Below are 16,670 nucleotides of genomic sequence, written 5' to 3' on the forward strand. Positions count from 1 at the left end.
ATATCTATGAAAAATACAAAAATCGCAGGAATCGCGGCGGTTACATTGCTTGCAGTTTCACCTGTTATTACAAGTGCCGTATCAACAGATTGCGCTCAAGCTAGTGTTCTAGGTGACTTATTTCCAAGTCCCTCAGATACTATTGCACATACAACGGCACTAACAAATACTATCAATGGATTACCTGATCAAATATATAGTGAAGCTAATCCAATGCCAGCCACAACAGATTTCAACGCCATTGAAGGCTTGGCAGAATCTGGTAAAGGTGTTGCACCTGTCAACTTTTCATCATTCTTTGCTGGAATTAATCTAGGAATGAACTCTGATGCCATAAAGGCACTATCAGATACTAAAGTTCAAAAATTAAGAATTTATGTTAGTGGCAACTCATTAAAACAATCAGTTCAAAATGCTTACGATCATGGAAATGGTGCTTCATTCTCATTCACGATCACAGTTAAGAACGGTGACAATACAATTGCTACTAAAACATTAACTTATACCAACAATACAGGTAAAACACCTGCTGGAAATGAGACTTCTACAACAAAAGGTTTGTCAAATGTTACTGATTTAACTGGTCATCACACAGTATCACTTGCTGGTCCATCCGGATTTGTTTACTCACTATTTAGTCTTAGTGGTAAGAAATCTAATCGTGGTTTAGCAGGAGAAACTGCTTGGTATACTGACAAAACAGCTACTGACGCACAAGGTAATACCTACTATCGAGTTTCGACAGATGAATGGGTCGAAGCAAGCGGTAATGTATCTTTCAACTAATCAAAAATATCTAACCGGATTACATCAATGGATGTGATCCTTTTTTATTTCTGAGAAACAAAAAAAAGCTACTGGCATATGCCAGTAGCAAAAGTGACGGAGCGGGCGAATTATCCTAATCATCCAAATTAGTGGTAGTCCTATCAATAAATTGAATTCTCCGCCAATTAGTTTAAAGGGTTAGCTTAGAATAAGCGACCTAGTAAACTGAAAATACCATCTGTAAGAAAACTTACGATGTTGTTAATGTGACCAAATAAAATTGAAAACATGTTTGTATCCTCCTCTAATTTCTTTCTTATCGAAAGGTAAAACTTACCATCCCCATCCGATAAATCAATATTACCATAATGAGAGGAACTGAGTATTAAGATAAGGTTACGAACATGTTACCGTTTTAATAAGGAAACGGTTTGATTAAATTATTTGTATTTTATTTGTCATTCTTGGATCTGTGTATAAAAAAAACCACCGACATAAGTCGATGGTCTCAAAGCATTATTAGAAGACATCTCTAGAAGATGTTGCTAAGTGTGCTCCAGATTGTATCGTTGAAGTTACTGATAACGTTGTCCAATGTACCGATTAATGTTCTAAACATGTATAAATCCTCCTCTGGTTTGTTTTTTTCGATAGGTAAATGATATTCGCCCTAATCGATACGTATATACTACCACAATATCGAAAAAAGATAAAAATTAATTTATATCTCAAAAAATTATTAACATAAATCGATATACTAATCGGTTATAAATACTGATTTATAGGCAATATCAGCAATAATCAGATCCTTGTTAAAATTTAATTACCATCCGAGTGCAAGTTCACACTTTCTTCACATTTAGGCGATATATTGCAGTCGTAAATAAGAAAAGGAAATCTTATTTACGACCTAAACCTTAATTAAACCAAAATATAAATGATTTTTTATAATATAGCATTCCTCCCTCCCTCAAGAATTAAACGTCACTTCTCCCCTGAAGTGACGTTTTTATTTTATCTGATACAAAAATAAGCCGTGACTTACGTCACGGCTTATTTACTATCTATCTAATCTTCTTTTTCTTCATAATCCACTGCATCGACCTTCTCAGCGGCTTTTTCAGCAGATTTTTTTACATCTGTCACGTTCTTCTTATTCAAGTAAGAATGGCGCATTCCATAACCAAAGTAAATTATTAAGCCAATTGCGAACCATATTCCGGCATATGTCTTGGCTTGAATATCAAGTCCCCAGAATACGGCTAGTGCACCTAAGAAGGCTACTGCTGGCAATACTGGGTACAATGGCATTTTGAAGCCTGGCATTGGGATATCTTTTCCTTCACGTGGTCTGATGGCGTAAATTCCCAACGAAACGAACATAAAGGCGATCAATGTACCTGCGGAAATCAATTGTGCTAGAAAGGCGAATGGGCAAACTGCTCCTACGACGATTCCAACAACTGTCAATACGATCAAGGCATTATTAGGCAAATTATGTTTGTTCAACTTTCCTAACCAACCTGATAACATTCCATCACGTCCGAATGAGTATAACAAACGTGATCCGGCCATCATCATACCAATCAAGGCAGTGAACATACCAATAACGGCAATGGCTTGGACGATACTTGCAACTGTTCCGTGTCCGGCATGTCTCAAGGCCCAACCAACTGGTTCGGCGTTATTTGCATATAGTGAGTAGTGGAACATACCTACTAGAACTAATGCTACGGCAACGAAAAGTAATACGGCAATAATAAGTGATCCGATGATACCTCTTGGCATAGTCTTCTCAGGATTCTTTGCTTCAGCGGCATTAGCTGCGATTGAATCAAATCCGATATATGCTAAGAAAATTTCTGAAACTCCGGCGTAAATTCCTTGCCAGCCACCAAAGGCTGATCCGTCAGGATTTACATGATACTCAGGAATAAATGGTACGTAGTTTTGTGGATGAATTGCTGTTAATCCAACAACAATAAATGTTAGTACGGCTAAAACTTTCAATACAACTAGGACATTTTCAACACGGGCAGCATTGGAAACTCCATATGATAGTAGAAACGCAACTAATCCGATAACGACAACGGCAGTAATATCAAGAATTCCGCCATGTGATCCTAGTGTATTAGCAAGTGCATTGGGAAATTTGAGTCCTATTGGTGCTATCAGTCCTCTGAAATTCGCCGATAGCCCCGATCCAACGAACGCGACGGCAATAAAGTACTCGGCTAGTAATGCCCAGCCGGAGATCCAGCCCCAAAATTCTCCAAAGACAACGTTGATCCATGAATAGGCTGACCCGGCAAACGGCATGGCTGATGACATTTCAGCATATGCGAAAGCCACCATACCAGCAACGATAGCGGCTGCCAAGAATGACAGTGATACAGCTGCTCCAGCATGTTGTGCGGCAACGACACCTGGCAAAGTGAAAATTGAGGTCGAAACGATGGTTCCAACTCCTAATGCCAAGAAATCCTTAACTGTTAAGACACGATTTAAATGCGCATCCTTATCTTCATAGATGCCCGGGCTTTCTCGTCGGGACATCTTACTCCATAAACTACTCATAAAAACTCCTCCAATTTAACGTACTAACATATTCATCTAATTTAATTACCAGCCGATTTTTTCATCGGTAGCTGGTACAACTACTTCCCCGTTCTCAGCTGCTGTAAAAGCATCATCAAGCACATTTAGAGCGGTATCTAATTCGTCTCGTGTAATTACCAATGGTGGTTGAAAACGCAAGATATTTCCTCTCAATGTGATAATAACCACCCCATGCTCAAATGCATAATAGATAACTTTGGTAGCAAAATCTGGATCAGCCTCTTTTGATTCTTTATCTTTGACCAATTCGATTCCACCATTTAGTCCAAACATTCTGACATCCCCAATATTAGGGTGACGTGTCTGCATTTCTTCAAAACGTTCTTTAGCATATTCACCGTCAACTTTGGACTTTTCAATCAAATTATCTTTGTCCAAAACTTCCAATGTGGCAAGCGATGCAGCACAACATACAGGGTTTCCTGCTGTGGTAAATGTGTGTGCTGGTGAACCAAGGCTTTCCATTATATCATGTTTCCCGATTACTGCACTAAGTGGCATTCCAGAAGCAATCGATTTTCCTACTGAAATCAAGTCTGGTTCGATATCGTGATAATTTTCAATACCCCACATGTGACCTGTTCTGCCCATTCCTTGATTGACTTCATCGACCGCAAACAAGATTCCATTATCGTGACAGAACTTGTAAACCATCTGCATATACTCTTCTGGAGCTTTGACGAGACCGCCATCTCCTTGGATGGGTTCGATCAAGACACATGCGACCTCTTCTGCAGGCAAGTATGACTTGAATGGTTCCAAGAATTCATTGAAAAATCTAACTGAGACGTCATGCTCAGATTCACCTGGTAGACGGCGATACAAATCTGGATATGGAACGTGTGTGACGCCAGGCATGAATGGTCCCATTTTTCTGGTCATATTCAAGCTGACACCTGATAATGCTATCGAACCATAAGTTGATCCGTGGTAAGACTGCATATATGAAACAATATAAGGTCTATCCGTATAAGCTCTGGCGTATTTGATAATTGCATCATTTGCGTCTGAGCCCGAATTTCCGAATGCAACTTCTTTTGGAGTTGGTCCGGGTGCCAATTTGGCAAGCTTTTCTGCCAGCTGTTGTTCTGGCCGATGATGGAAATACGATGGTGTGTAATGAATCAATTTCTCCGCCTGATCCTTAATCGCTTGGACCACCAATTCATTCGTATGTCCAACGTTGATTGCGGATGCTGAAGCGAGGAGATCGATATACTCGTTCCCATCAACATCTTTTAAAATCGAACCATGAGCTGAATCAATTACTAAATCGTAGTAATTGATTCGTGTTGCGCTTGAGTAATATTCATTCTCACGTTGAATGAGACGCTTCGCCTCCACATAATCATGGTCTACTTTACTAGCTGCCATAATGACACCCCCTTAAGTTATTTTTTTGGTAAATAAGGATATTTTAATCTTTTTCTAATTTAGACGCAATGAAAATTAGTGATTTGTAACAAATTTGTTTTAGAAAAGGCATACAAAAAGGGCAATCACACGGAAAATGTGGTTGCCCTATTCTTAAATTTATATTAATTAAAACTTATTTTAGAGGAATGAACGCATGATTTCTCTCATTGGAGGTAGTGTTGGCATTGAGTGTTGATCCTTCAAGTGGTCAAATCCAAATTTAGCATAACCCTTTGCTTCATCCATCATAATTTTACCAGGAAGTGGAGCTTCATCAGTAACAGCAACATCCAAAAGTGTTGGACGTGTTGGGATACGATACTTGTCGATAGCTTCCTTAAATTGCTTGTCAGTAGTGATACGTTCACCGATACCACCAGCAGCTTCAGCAAATTTGGCAAAGTCGATCTCAGGCAAAGCAATACCAAAGTTTTGTTGACCAGCTGATTGTTGTTCGTATTCGATGAAAGCCAACAACTTGTTGTTCAAGACGATCATCAACATTGGCAAGTCATTCTTAACGGCAGTAGCGAAGTCTTGCATGACCATTGAGAAAGCACCATCACCGGCGATTGCATAAACTGGACGTTCTGGCATAGCAATTTTACTTGCGATAGCACCAGGAAGTGCACAGCCCATGGTACCTAACCAAGCTGAGATAGTATATTTCTGTGTATGTTTAGCTTCGATAAATCTAGCACCGAAGGCTGTTGATGTACCAACATCAATTGACCAAACTGTATCTGCAGGAGCGTTATCACTGATATTGTGGAACATCAATGAAGGCAATACACCCTTGTGGTCTTTTGAGTAAACATCTTTGAGCCAGCTACGCCATAATTTAGCCTTGGCTTCAGCAGTATCGAAGAATGGACGGCTTTCAACAGCCTTACCCAATTTGTTGAATTCTTCAAGAACAACTTTAGTGTCACCTTGGATAGCAACAGTCACATTACGACGTTTACCAAGTTTGTCACCATCGTTGTCGACTTGAATTGCGTCAACTTTTTTATTCAAATATGGTGCATATGGATAATCTGTACCCAGCATAATAACAAGGTCAGCTTTTCTCATCATTTCGAAAGCAGGCTTTGTACCTAACTTACCTAGTTGACCAAGATTATATGGTGCATCATCGTCGATCAAACCTTTGGCAGGCATAGTTTGGATAACTGGAATCTTGTATTTTTCAGCGAATTCTTTGGCTTCTGCTTGTGCAGTTTCGATACCACGTCCAGCCAAAATGATTGGGTTAGAATGTGTTTCGATCAAGTGCATAGCCTTTTGAACAGAATCGTCGTCGATCTTGTAATCTTCCAACTTAAATGTATCAACATTAGGTTGGTAATTATCTTCGATCATGTGATTAGGAACATCATCAGGAATTGTTAGTACGGCAACACCTCGTTTTGAGATGGCAGTTCTAATAGCTTCGTCGACTATTCTTGGTAATGATTGAGGATCCATAACGATCTTATTATAAACCGCAACATTATCGAACAAAACATGAGTGTCAACTTCTTGGAAAAAGTCAGTATTGATCAATTTTGATTGAACTGAACCTAGAATTGCAAGAACTGGAGCATGATCCATCTTGGCATCATACAAACCGTTCAACAAGTGAATGGCACCAGGACCACCAATTGATAAACAAGCACTGATTTCGCCTGTCAATTTAGCGTGTGCGGCAGCTGATAATGCAGCCACCTCTTCATGCAAAACATGTGTGAAGTTAATTTTGTTTTGAGCGCGATACATTGCGTCAATCGTTGTATCAACGGAATCCCCGGGTAAACCAAAAATATTATCTATGCCCCATTTGGACATAATATCAACCATCTTATCAGATGCGCGTACTTTCATAATGTGCCTCCTATTTCTATAAACACTATATACTTTACCACTTTTATTTCACAATAAAAGAATTCTGATTAAGTTATTTCGTGGTGGGACTGGTTTGCTGAAATTTATACCATTGTGAAAATTCTATCTTTTAAATAAGAAATATTTTCATGTGATATCTGATATTATAGATATATGAATATTTAGGGGAAGTGAAATAATGGTCAAGCAGTTCCAACTTTACCGTTGGTTGAGGTTTATCTTTCTTGCTACGGCAGGAATATTAATTGTCCTCGAACCAACAAATAGTTTGAATTATATTATCTACATCGTTTCTGCCTATATCGCTTTTTACGGGATCCTCTCACTTTGGGACGGATGGAGTATTAAGCGAAAGACTGGCGAAAGTAACATTGCCATCGGATTTGGATTTCTCGCATTGATTGTCGCAGTTCTGGTCCTTTTGGTGGCAAAGTTCTTAGTACAACTAGTTCCACCCCTTTTGGGGATCATCCTGTTAGTCAATGGAGTTAACCAATTCCGTGATTCGCATGAAACTCGTAAGCAAGTTAAATTCATGCCCTGGCTGGATTATTTATACTCAGCATTACTGATTTTAGCCGGCGTAGTCTTCATTTTGAATCCGTCAAAAACGATTATCTTCCTATATCAATTGTTTGGTGTCGCACTGATCGTGCTGGCGTTTTTCGAAATTGTTAATTCAAGTATCTACTCACGTAAAAAATAGCTATAATTATTTCAGAGCTACTTTTTTCAATGTAACCGTACTCAAGCTTGTCGGAATGGCATGATTTTCAAGATGAGTCGTAACAGTCCAAGTTTGGATCGTGTTACCAACTCTGACTGGAGTAGCTTCAGTAACGAGAACTCCATCTTTCACGGAGTTTAAATGGTGAGTCATAATATCGACTCCTACTGCAACGCTGTTTTCGTCATCGATATTGAGATTAGCTCCGATACTTGCGGCTGTCTCGGCGAGTACTGCGTTGATGCCGCCATGCATGATTTTATGCGGTTGCATATGTTTATCTTCAATTTTCATTTTTAGGACAACGCGGGTCTTTCCTTGATCTATCACGTCTATTCCTAAATTTTCTAACAAATTCATTTTTACACCTCGGAGGTTTTTATTTATGAGTCAATGGGAATCTATTAAAGAGTACAAAGAGATTTTATTCGAACGAATGGATAAGGTTGCAAAAATCACTATCAATCGTCCCGAAAAAAGAAATGCCTTTACACCTGATACTGTACAAGAAATGATTGACGCTTTCAATTACTGTCGTGACGATTCAACTATCGGTGTCATCATTTTGACTGGTCAAGGCGACCTCGCATTCTGTTCTGGTGGCGACCAAAGTGTCCGTGGTAACGGTGGTTACGTCGGTTCTGACCATGTTGCCAGACTTAATGTTTTGGACTTACAACATTTAATTAGAATTATTCCTAAGCCTGTCATTGCGATGGTTCGTGGCTGGTCTGTTGGTGGCGGAAACATTCTTCAATTAGTATGTGATTTGACTATCGCTGCTGACAACGCCAAATTCATGCAAACTGGTCCCAAGGTTGGATCATTTGATGCTGGATACGGTTCTGCCTACCTTGCTCGTGTTATCGGCCACAAACGTGCCAAAGAAGTTTGGTTCCTCTGCAAACCATACACAGCCGATGAAGCTTTCCAAATGGGTTGGATCAACAAAGTCGTTCCATTAGCTGACGTTGAGAAAGAAACTCTTGAATGGTGCGACGAGATTTTGAAGAAGTCACCTACCGCAATCCGTTTTATCAAGGCTGCTATGAACGCTGATACTGATGGCTTAGCAGGATTGCAACAACTTGCTGGTGACTCGACAATGATGTTCTACACTAGTGATGAAGGAAAAGAAGGCCGTGACGCTTTCCTAGAAAAACGTGACCCAGACTTCGACAAATTCCCTAAATTTCCATAAAATAGCTTGTTTATTTTAGGAAAGGACGTTGATTTTGGAAAATTGGCTAACAAAAAGAGCGACCCTAGATCCTAACAAGGTCGCTTTAATTTTTGAATATACAGATTTTACATTTACAGAATTGAATTCAACTGTGCAATTATATGCCAGCAAATTGTATCAACACGGCATCCATCAGGGCGACCGCGTAGCAATATTTACCGCAAATTCATTCAACGGATATATTGCGACCCTGGCGCTTCAACAAATCGGTGTGGAAATTGTTTTCTTGAATACTCGCTTATCCGAGTCAGAGTTAAGCTTTCAAATCGCCGACTCTGGCGTGACTGACTGTTTGATCGATGATAATTTGAAACACTCACAACTTGATAACGTTTCTGTTTCGAAAACTATGATGTCCAAGATTCTCTCGATGCCGGCATCTGAAGAATATGAGCCAGTAAAAGAGTTCAAAAATGATGACGTTACTTCCATTATGTATACTTCTGGAACTTCTGGTCGTCCAAAAGGAGTTCTGCAGACTTTTGGCAATCATTTTTATTCAGCAATCGGTATGTCACTGAACTTAGGCATTACAGATGATGATTCATGGGTGTTGTCAGTTCCCCTATTTCATATTTCGGGATTCTCGATCATGATGCGTTCACTGATTTACGGAATGCCCGTGTATTTGATAGAAAAATTTGATGAGACTTATATCAATCGCATTTTGATCAACGAACGTGCTTCGATAATTTCGCTGGTTCCAACGATGTTGAAAAGAATTCTGAATAATTTAAAAACAGGTCAAAATTTCAATGATAATTTCCGCTGCGTTTTTCTAGGTGGCGGACCAATTGATAATTGGACTTTGTTACGTTGCCAAATGTTGGAAATCCCAGTTATACAGTCATACGGAATGACCGAAACGGCTTCAAATGTCGTTGCCTTAAACTTCAAAGATGCCGACAGAAAAGTTGGCTCTTCTGGGCAGGCGCTATTCCCAGTTAATTTGAGAATTACCAATCAGGATGAAGAAGGCATCGGTGATATCGAAATTAAAGCACCAAATGTCGCCAAGGGATATTTGAATCAACCAGATTTGTTCGCCGCAAAGATGACTGATGATGGATTTTATCGTACCGGAGATCTTGGTTACCTCGACAAAGAAAGTTTTCTATTCATCAAAGGTCGCAAGGACGACATGATTATTTCCGGTGGTGAAAATATTTATCCTGAAGAAGTCGAAAATATTTACGGAAAAATCGAAGGACTTGAGAGCATCGCGGTAATTGGTGTTGACGATGACGATTGGGGACAGATTCCCGTTGCCTATGTTACAACTGATAAGGACGCATTCTTGAATGGTCAAGATTTGATTGAATACGGTCGAAATCGATTAGCACATTATAAAGTTCCTCGTGAGTTCAGACTCGTTGAGGCAATGCCACTGACATCTAGTGGAAAATTGTTGCGTCGGAAACTTGGAAATTTAGATTATCAAAAAATTTAATTGTTGTAGCAAAAAAGACTGAAAATTACTTTTCAGTCTTTTTTTGATGGTTGTCTTTTCAACACTGATAATCGAGATCCTAAAATTCAAAGCAAAAAAATAATCATCCATACACTTTAGACGGTCGCGATTAATATACTTGTAAGCCACGATTCTCATCATGTCTCAACTAAAGATTAACACTCCATAAGGTATTCATGACATACAAAGATATTTAATTTTATATAGCTAGATATCGCTATTTAATACTTTTATATTCATATATTTTTAGCCTTAGAAACAATTTATTAGTTTCTTTAATCCATATCTATCCAACGACTTAAAGCGGATAATATTCTAAGACAACTGGTTCACGGCGATGGCTAGCCTGATGAAATGAGGCGATGCCATCTATGGATAATTTTGAATTAATTTTTGACACTACCTCTGAAAGGAGGTAGTTATCTCAACATTTGACTCGTTAATCTTAATGATTGATTTTTCACTGTTAATAATCGAGATCCTAAAATTTAAGTCAAAAAAATAATCGCCTACGAATTTGTATGTGCGTAGCGATTATTTAATCATAATCAGGTTAGCTACCGTCACATGCCGGTTGCCAAGGGGACCGTCTGCAGACGGTCCTTTTTGTTTCACCTTTAGTATACTCTGTTTTAGTTCCAATACTTGTATAAAGATATTTGTATTTTGAAGCGATTTTTAACTATTAAATACTTTTATATTCATGTTTTTTTAGTCTTAGAAACAATATACTAGTTTCAAACATCCATATCTATCCAGACACTCAAGGCGGATAATACTTTAAGACAACTGGTTCACGGCGATGGCTAGCCTGATGGAAATGAGGCGATGCCATGAATAATTCTTTGTTATTTTTTGGCACTACCTCCGAAAGGAGGTAGCTATTTCAACTTTTCATGTTTTAATGTTGATGTTTCTTTTTGCAACATTAGTCATTGAGATTCTGAAATTTAGAGCAAAAAAATAATCGCCTACGAATTTACGCGCGTAGCGATTATTTAACTATAATCATGCTAGCTACCGTCTTATAACAGTTGCCAGGGGACCGTCTGCAGATGGTCCTTTTTTGTTTCATCTTTAGTATACTCTGTTTTCATTTCAATACTTGTATAAAGATATTTGTATTTGATCTCAAAAAAATAACCTCAAAATTTCTTTTGAAGTTATCCTTTCAATTTATAAATTGACGTCATTTTTGTGATGAAACTTTCGCTTTTTTAAGTTTTGGTACAATTTGAAGTATACAGTGTTTTTCAGTTGTCACACTTTTAATTATATAAAAATATTTTTTGTAATTTGATAATTTTGTGTGTTTTGTTTAGTGATATATTTTTCGGTAACTGTTGTGGTTAATATCTGAATTGTTTCCCTGCTTTACCAGTTCCACTTTCCTGCTTTATCCGTTTTGCTTTCCTGCTTTATACGTTTTGCTTTTCCTACCTTTATAGCGGAAACGCCCAAAACAAAACTGCTCCCTATACATAGCTACGACAAGTGGCCTCGCCGACTTCGTCGTCAATTCCATTGTCTAGGCTATGACCGGGAGCAAAGCGTTTTGTTTTTGGCTCTAGTTTAAATAATACTCAAAAAAATTTGCTATCTTATCCATCAATGGTGGTTCTACTAAATGTTTTGCTTTATATCCTGTTATGAAAGCAACTTGTTCGGCATATGGTTTTCCCTGTATGCTATCGAAAAAGCTTTTTGATTCGTCATATGGAATTCTTTCGTCATCTGTCCCATGCCAAAACAACAATGGTCTATTGGCTATTGTTTCTGGATAATTATCTAAATCATAATCATCGATCCAGCTGGTCAATTTGCTCATATCATCTGGTAGATAGATATCACGTTCTTTGGCAGACTCTCTGACCAGTTTTGCATACTCATTCAATTTTGGACTGCCCATTATTATCGCTGCCGCAGTGATTTCGGGATGTTGTGTTAACAACGCACCTGTGGTCATCCCTCCCATTGAATAGCCACCTACTCCGATTTTTCCGTCTTTTATCAAATCTCTTCCTTGATAAAATTCTTTTATTAATGAAAATTCGGCTATATTGCCTTGGATCGTATTCCAGAATGTGAATGACGGTATGGATGAAACATCTTGAATTCTCTTTCCGTGATTCATGGCATCTGGCAGTATTACTCTGATATTTTTCCCTGCTAATTTTCTAGCTTGCGTCAAAACTAGCTCTTTATCTGATCTCCAGCCGTGATAAAAAATCACTATGGGTGCTTTTTCGTAACGATATTTTTCCTCTACTACTTCCAAAATTGGAACGTCCTGTAGCATCCGGCGATAAATTTTTATCATCAACCCACCTCATTTCCTAATCAATATAATAATATCATTTTTAGATAAATATTTATTGTTTGAGAAATTGGGCAAAAAAAATACATCTATCTCTAGATGCATTGTCGTGGCCGTATTGCTAAATAGCCATCTATTTTGAAAACTAACTCTCCGATGCTCTGGTCATGCACATGGTTAGTTTTACGCCCATAATCCTTAAGACTTGCTCTTAAATGGACTAGAGTCGATGCTGTCTCTTGGTGGTGCAATTCGTCAATGTATTTCATTACGAGATTAATCAGATCGCCCTCAGAAGTTATGTTGAATTCCGCCACTGATTGTTCGAGACAGTCTATAATAATGGTTTTATCCATAATATAACTGCTCCACTCCCGGTTTATTCAGCCTAAATTTACACTTTAGAAAAACCGATTTCCTCAAAAACTATTTCATCCTAAACCCTAATAAGGAGATTCTTTTCAGAAACTCCTTATGGGCTAATTGTGCTATAAGTACTTACTGAAAATATTCCAATTTTGAAAAAAACCAATTTCCAATTATGAATTTTAGTTGGGTGGATTATTGGGATTTTATTAGTTATTTGTTATATTTTTGGATTTATATGTTAAAAGAAGCGACCTGGACTTTTGTCTGGTCGCTTCTTTTTTTGTGTTGGTTGGGAACACCTTTACTTTTTTATACCAACGTTTCTATTTTTATAGCCGAAACGCTAAAAACAAAACTGCTCCCTATACATAGCTACGGAAAGCGGCCTTGCCGACTTTGTCGTCAATTCCGTTTCCTAGGCTATGACCGGGAGCAAAACGTTTTGTTTTTGGCTCTTTTCTGAAACGCCAACACAATGGCAGAAGCCTATACATAGCTACGACAAGTGGCCTCGCCGACTTCGTCGTCAATTCCATTGTCTAGGCTATGACCGGCTTCTTACGCCATTGCTTTTGGCTCTGCTTTTACCAAATATTCACTCTTTTATCTTCTGCCAAATACATTCCATCGCCTGGTTGTACATCATATGTATCGTAGAACTGGCTGATGTTTTGTAAGCTGGTATTTACTCTGATGCTATCTGGTGTGTGGACGTCTTCTAGTTGTGACTCATAGGCACTTGGATCATATTTTGATCTCCAGCCTAATGCGTAGTTTTGGAAATACTCGTCCAGGTTATAATTATTTTCCATTTGTAGGGCTGCTAATGAAACGTTTAGTCCTCCGTTATCGGCGATATTCTCGTCTTCGGTTTGCACTCCGTCTACGTAGCCGCCTCCGTATGGGATTCCGTTGAATTCGGCTGCCATATTGTCAACTTTTTGATTGAATCTTGCTCTATCGTCTTTTGACCACCAATCATTCAACTCGCCGTTTCCATCATAAAGTGAACCGGTGGCGTCAAATCCGTGAGTCAATTCGTGTCCGATTACCATTCCTAGTCCACCAAAGTTTTTGGAGTCATCTTGGCTGGTACTGAAGAATGGTGCTGACATGATTCCGGCATTTATCGTAATTGAATTGGTCATTCTATCATATGATGCGTCGGGATCTAGTGCTGAATTGCCTTCTTGCCATGCTCCTCTGTCAACTGGTTGTGTGAAGTCAGCGAAGTTTTGTAAGGCTTGTGATCCGACCACGTTACGATAATTCATATATGGTGAATTGAATCCTTCGATATCTACTCGATTGAAGTAGTCGAAATCACTGCTTGATGGATATCCAATGTTCATTTGGATTCTGCTTAGTTTTCCTAAAGCATTCCGTTTCGTAGCTGTATCGAGCCAATTACTGTTGATGATTTGTGTTGAATAAGCATAAATAACTTTTTTAGCTAAAATTGTTGCTGCATTCTTCGTCGATTGTGTAACAATCTTTGGTCCATAATATTGGCTAAATGCGTCTGTGAACGCTGAGGAAGTTAGATAGTAAGCAAATGTCTTTTGTAACTCAGGTGAAAGATTATCCGGATTATTCATATATTCTTCAGCTTGTTGTGGATCTGTTGATTGCAAGAAGCTTTGGAATCCATCGGTAATATTTGAAATTTCACCACTACGATACAAAATCAAATCTGAAACTAACCATCCCTGCAAATCTTTAAATGTTCCTGTATTTATAAGTTCATTAATATGGTTGAAATATGATGGTGTCATTTCGTAAACACTATCTGGAACTGAGTTTGTCAGTGTCTTTGAAATTCCGTGTAAGTTGACATATTGCATCATGTCACATAAATCTTGGAAATTAACGGATGGATAATCTCTATTATCATCGGTGCTTGCTGCAAGGTCCGTTGCGGTCTCAACATTCATCAACAACTGATCATAATTAACTGTAGCTGTAATGATATCTTGGATCGCATCGTCAGAATAACCTGCTGTCTGCAAGAATGCGACAACGTCATTTTCTTGATCAGAGCCGATTCCTTGTGATGTCAACATGAGTGGTTGGGCACCCATCAGATACATAGCTTTCTTAGTTGGATCATTCTGGTCACGATTGATCAGAATAGTAAATGGTGTTGGTTGGTCTTTCGCTACCATGTTGGTAAATTGATAGGCCAATTGATCAACATTTTTCAAATCTAAAATACTTTGAATTTCATTATTTAAATCTGGTGCTGTCGTCTCAATACTGCTTAAATCATCATTTGAAGTAAGTTGATAGAACCAAGTTGCTTCATTCATCGCCAATCCGGCTGAGTCATCATTACTATTGGAATAATTAATAAAGTCATCTTCAACTTGTTTATTAATATTTCCGGTCATAGTATTCATCGTACCTTGTTCAGGAACAGCTTCATTGACATAAGTATCATTGACCCATGACCCATTTTCATACATATAAAAATTATCTTGAGGTCTACTATATACTGGATCTACATTCCAATCTCCACCATTAGTATTTTCTTCTGTCGTGTTAGTTGAGGTTGCGGCAGAATTGGAGTTTTGGAATCCATTATAAGTATTGCCTGTATTTGTTGCTGAAGTAGCTGTCGTTTGAACGTCTGCTGAAGTTGCTTGAGCGTTAGTTTCAACATTGGCACTCGTTGGTACTGCAAGTGAGGCAGAAGTGGCACTTGGAGCTTGTGTCGTATCTGTGACAGTCACGGCAGGTTGTGATATATCAGTAACGGTATCTGCCTTTGCCGTCTGTGTGGTTGCCAATGCTCCCAAAATAACAGCTGAGAACGTAAACACACCTACTAGACTTTTATTGATTTTCATTGGAGTTCCTCCTAACACAGTCATTGAATTTGACACACTAATAATCCACCCAAAACGTGTTGGTTTGGTCTCTATAAATAACAATATTTTTTTCGATATATGACAAAACTTATAAATAAATATTTGGACAAAAAAAGAAGCTTGTTCAATACCGAAGTATCGATCCAAGCTTCCTTCATGTCTATTAGATTCCTTCTCAACCATTATAAAGGTCTGTGGTAGTCCTTCAAAAAATCATCTGGAACTAATAAGCACATATATTAGTTGTTATCATAAGGAATTAACCAGTTGCCGATCATCTTCACCAAATGAAATTAATACAGGCAGGTATTATATATCCAGGGATAGATGGTTCCAATGATCGACATAATCTTTGGCTTGGCTAACGTGGTAGGCGCCTAACCAAAAAATTATCAACTGACAACATAAAGAATTATATAACCTATATTTCAGAAAATCAATAAATATATTTCAAAGTTATAAAAACATATTATACTAATATAAACGATAAGTAAATATTTAATATAAATTATACAATCATATATGAAGGTTCATATATGACAGATAATGGGGCGTTTTGGTAATCGTTTCCATTAAGATATCACATAATCTTTATATAATCAATTAATTATATTTACCATTAGATTACAGTTATGTTAAAAATAGTTAGATTCATACCTTTTTACTGGAATTTTTGAAGAAGACAATATATAATTTGGTTTGTTCATTAGGAGACGTCCTGATGAATATAACGATTAATTCGTTATGTCTTATGAAGTTAGAAAGTACATCCTCAATGTACACCTTTCAATTCATAATTTTCAGAAGTATTCCTTCTCAACTTTTGTAATAGAGGTTCGTGGTAGTCCCTCAACTTACATATCCCGAGGAGTAGAGGTTTGTGGTAGGCCTCTACTCTTTTTTTTTTGTCTTGAATTTACAAGTCAACTGGAACACTTTTCTTTAAAAACCTCGAAAGTAGATTTCCAACCGAATATCTTTTTTGG

The 16,670-nt window shown here is 38.0% G+C and carries 10 protein-coding genes; 4 read left to right on the forward strand and 6 right to left on the reverse strand.

All coding sequences use genetic code 11. The features are described from left to right. Window positions 1-6 precede the first annotated feature (6 nt). Window positions 7-786 carry a hypothetical protein gene (locus EKM63_RS08825; RefSeq protein WP_125705787.1) on the forward strand — a complete coding sequence of 260 codons (780 nt, stop codon included), beginning with the start codon at window positions 7-9 and terminating at the stop codon, window positions 784-786. A gap of 1,050 nt (window positions 787-1,836) precedes the next feature. On the opposite strand, the gene EKM63_RS08830 is transcribed toward EKM63_RS08825, so the two are convergent. The 3 genes from EKM63_RS08830 to EKM63_RS08840 all read right to left on the reverse strand — a co-directional run bounded on the left by EKM63_RS08830 (window position 1,837) and on the right by EKM63_RS08840 (window position 6,666). Then, on the reverse strand, window positions 1,837-3,345 hold the full coding sequence (locus EKM63_RS08830) for an APC family permease (protein ID WP_125705790.1): 1,509 nt from the start codon (window positions 3,343-3,345) through the stop codon (window positions 1,837-1,839). Between the two features lie 45 nt (window positions 3,346-3,390). Further along, window positions 3,391-4,761, reverse strand: coding sequence for an aspartate aminotransferase family protein (locus tag EKM63_RS08835; protein ID WP_125705792.1), 1,371 nt, complete (start codon window positions 4,759-4,761; stop codon window positions 3,391-3,393). 180 nt (window positions 4,762-4,941) lie between these two features. Then, window positions 4,942-6,666, reverse strand: coding sequence for a pyruvate oxidase (locus tag EKM63_RS08840; RefSeq protein ID WP_125705795.1), 1,725 nt, complete (start codon window positions 6,664-6,666; stop codon window positions 4,942-4,944). Between the two features lie 199 nt (window positions 6,667-6,865). Here EKM63_RS08840 and EKM63_RS08845 point away from each other — a divergent pair, with 199 nt between their 5' ends. After that, complete coding sequence (locus EKM63_RS08845) at window positions 6,866-7,393, forward strand: DUF308 domain-containing protein (RefSeq protein WP_125705797.1); 528 nt, start codon at window positions 6,866-6,868, stop codon at window positions 7,391-7,393. Window positions 7,394-7,399: 6 nt separating this feature from the next. Here EKM63_RS08845 and EKM63_RS08850 read toward each other — a convergent pair whose 3' ends face one another. After that, window positions 7,400-7,774, reverse strand: coding sequence for a PaaI family thioesterase (locus EKM63_RS08850; RefSeq protein ID WP_125705798.1), 375 nt, complete (start codon window positions 7,772-7,774; stop codon window positions 7,400-7,402). Window positions 7,775-7,799: 25 nt separating this feature from the next. Between EKM63_RS08850 and menB the strand changes: the two genes are divergently transcribed. Continuing rightward, the gene (gene menB / locus EKM63_RS08855; RefSeq protein WP_125705800.1) at window positions 7,800-8,615 is read left to right on the forward strand and encodes a 1,4-dihydroxy-2-naphthoyl-CoA synthase; all 816 of its coding nucleotides are present in this window, start codon (window positions 7,800-7,802) and stop codon (window positions 8,613-8,615) included. Between the two features lie 34 nt (window positions 8,616-8,649). Next, window positions 8,650-10,107: an o-succinylbenzoate--CoA ligase gene (locus EKM63_RS08860; RefSeq protein ID WP_125705802.1), complete on the forward strand. Its 1,458-nt coding sequence runs from the start codon at window positions 8,650-8,652 to the stop codon at window positions 10,105-10,107. Between the two features lie 1,588 nt (window positions 10,108-11,695). Here the strand turns inward: EKM63_RS08860 and EKM63_RS08865 are convergent. Then, window positions 11,696-12,448: an alpha/beta fold hydrolase gene (locus EKM63_RS08865; protein WP_125705804.1), complete on the reverse strand. Its 753-nt coding sequence runs from the start codon at window positions 12,446-12,448 to the stop codon at window positions 11,696-11,698. A gap of 950 nt (window positions 12,449-13,398) precedes the next feature. Then, window positions 13,399-15,663 (reverse strand): M13-type metalloendopeptidase, encoded by a 2,265-nt coding sequence (locus EKM63_RS08870; RefSeq protein WP_164504939.1) that lies wholly within the window; start codon window positions 15,661-15,663, stop codon window positions 13,399-13,401. Between the last annotated feature and the right edge of the window lie 1,007 nt (window positions 15,664-16,670).

It is taken from the genome of Companilactobacillus mishanensis, from assembly GCF_003946505.1.
GTDB classification, from domain to species: domain Bacteria; phylum Bacillota; class Bacilli; order Lactobacillales; family Lactobacillaceae; genus Companilactobacillus; species Companilactobacillus mishanensis.

What these genes read in the sequence shown, in the direction of transcription:
- EKM63_RS08825 (WP_125705787.1), top strand. Translation starts at nt 7, where the DNA reads ATGAAAAATACAAAAATCGCAGGAATCGCGGCGGTTACATTGCTTGCA.
- EKM63_RS08830 (WP_125705790.1), bottom strand. Translation starts at nt 3,345, where the DNA reads ATGAGTAGTTTATGGAGTAAGATGTCCCGACGAGAAAGCCCGGGCATC.
- EKM63_RS08835 (WP_125705792.1), bottom strand. Translation starts at nt 4,761, where the DNA reads ATGGCAGCTAGTAAAGTAGACCATGATTATGTGGAGGCGAAGCGTCTC.
- EKM63_RS08840 (WP_125705795.1), bottom strand. Translation starts at nt 6,666, where the DNA reads ATGAAAGTACGCGCATCTGATAAGATGGTTGATATTATGTCCAAATGG.
- EKM63_RS08845 (WP_125705797.1), top strand. Translation starts at nt 6,866, where the DNA reads ATGGTCAAGCAGTTCCAACTTTACCGTTGGTTGAGGTTTATCTTTCTT.
- EKM63_RS08850 (WP_125705798.1), bottom strand. Translation starts at nt 7,774, where the DNA reads ATGAATTTGTTAGAAAATTTAGGAATAGACGTGATAGATCAAGGAAAG.
- menB (WP_125705800.1), top strand. Translation starts at nt 7,800, where the DNA reads ATGAGTCAATGGGAATCTATTAAAGAGTACAAAGAGATTTTATTCGAA.
- EKM63_RS08865 (WP_125705804.1), bottom strand. Translation starts at nt 12,448, where the DNA reads ATGATAAAAATTTATCGCCGGATGCTACAGGACGTTCCAATTTTGGAA.
- EKM63_RS08870 (WP_164504939.1), bottom strand. Translation starts at nt 15,663, where the DNA reads ATGAAAATCAATAAAAGTCTAGTAGGTGTGTTTACGTTCTCAGCTGTT.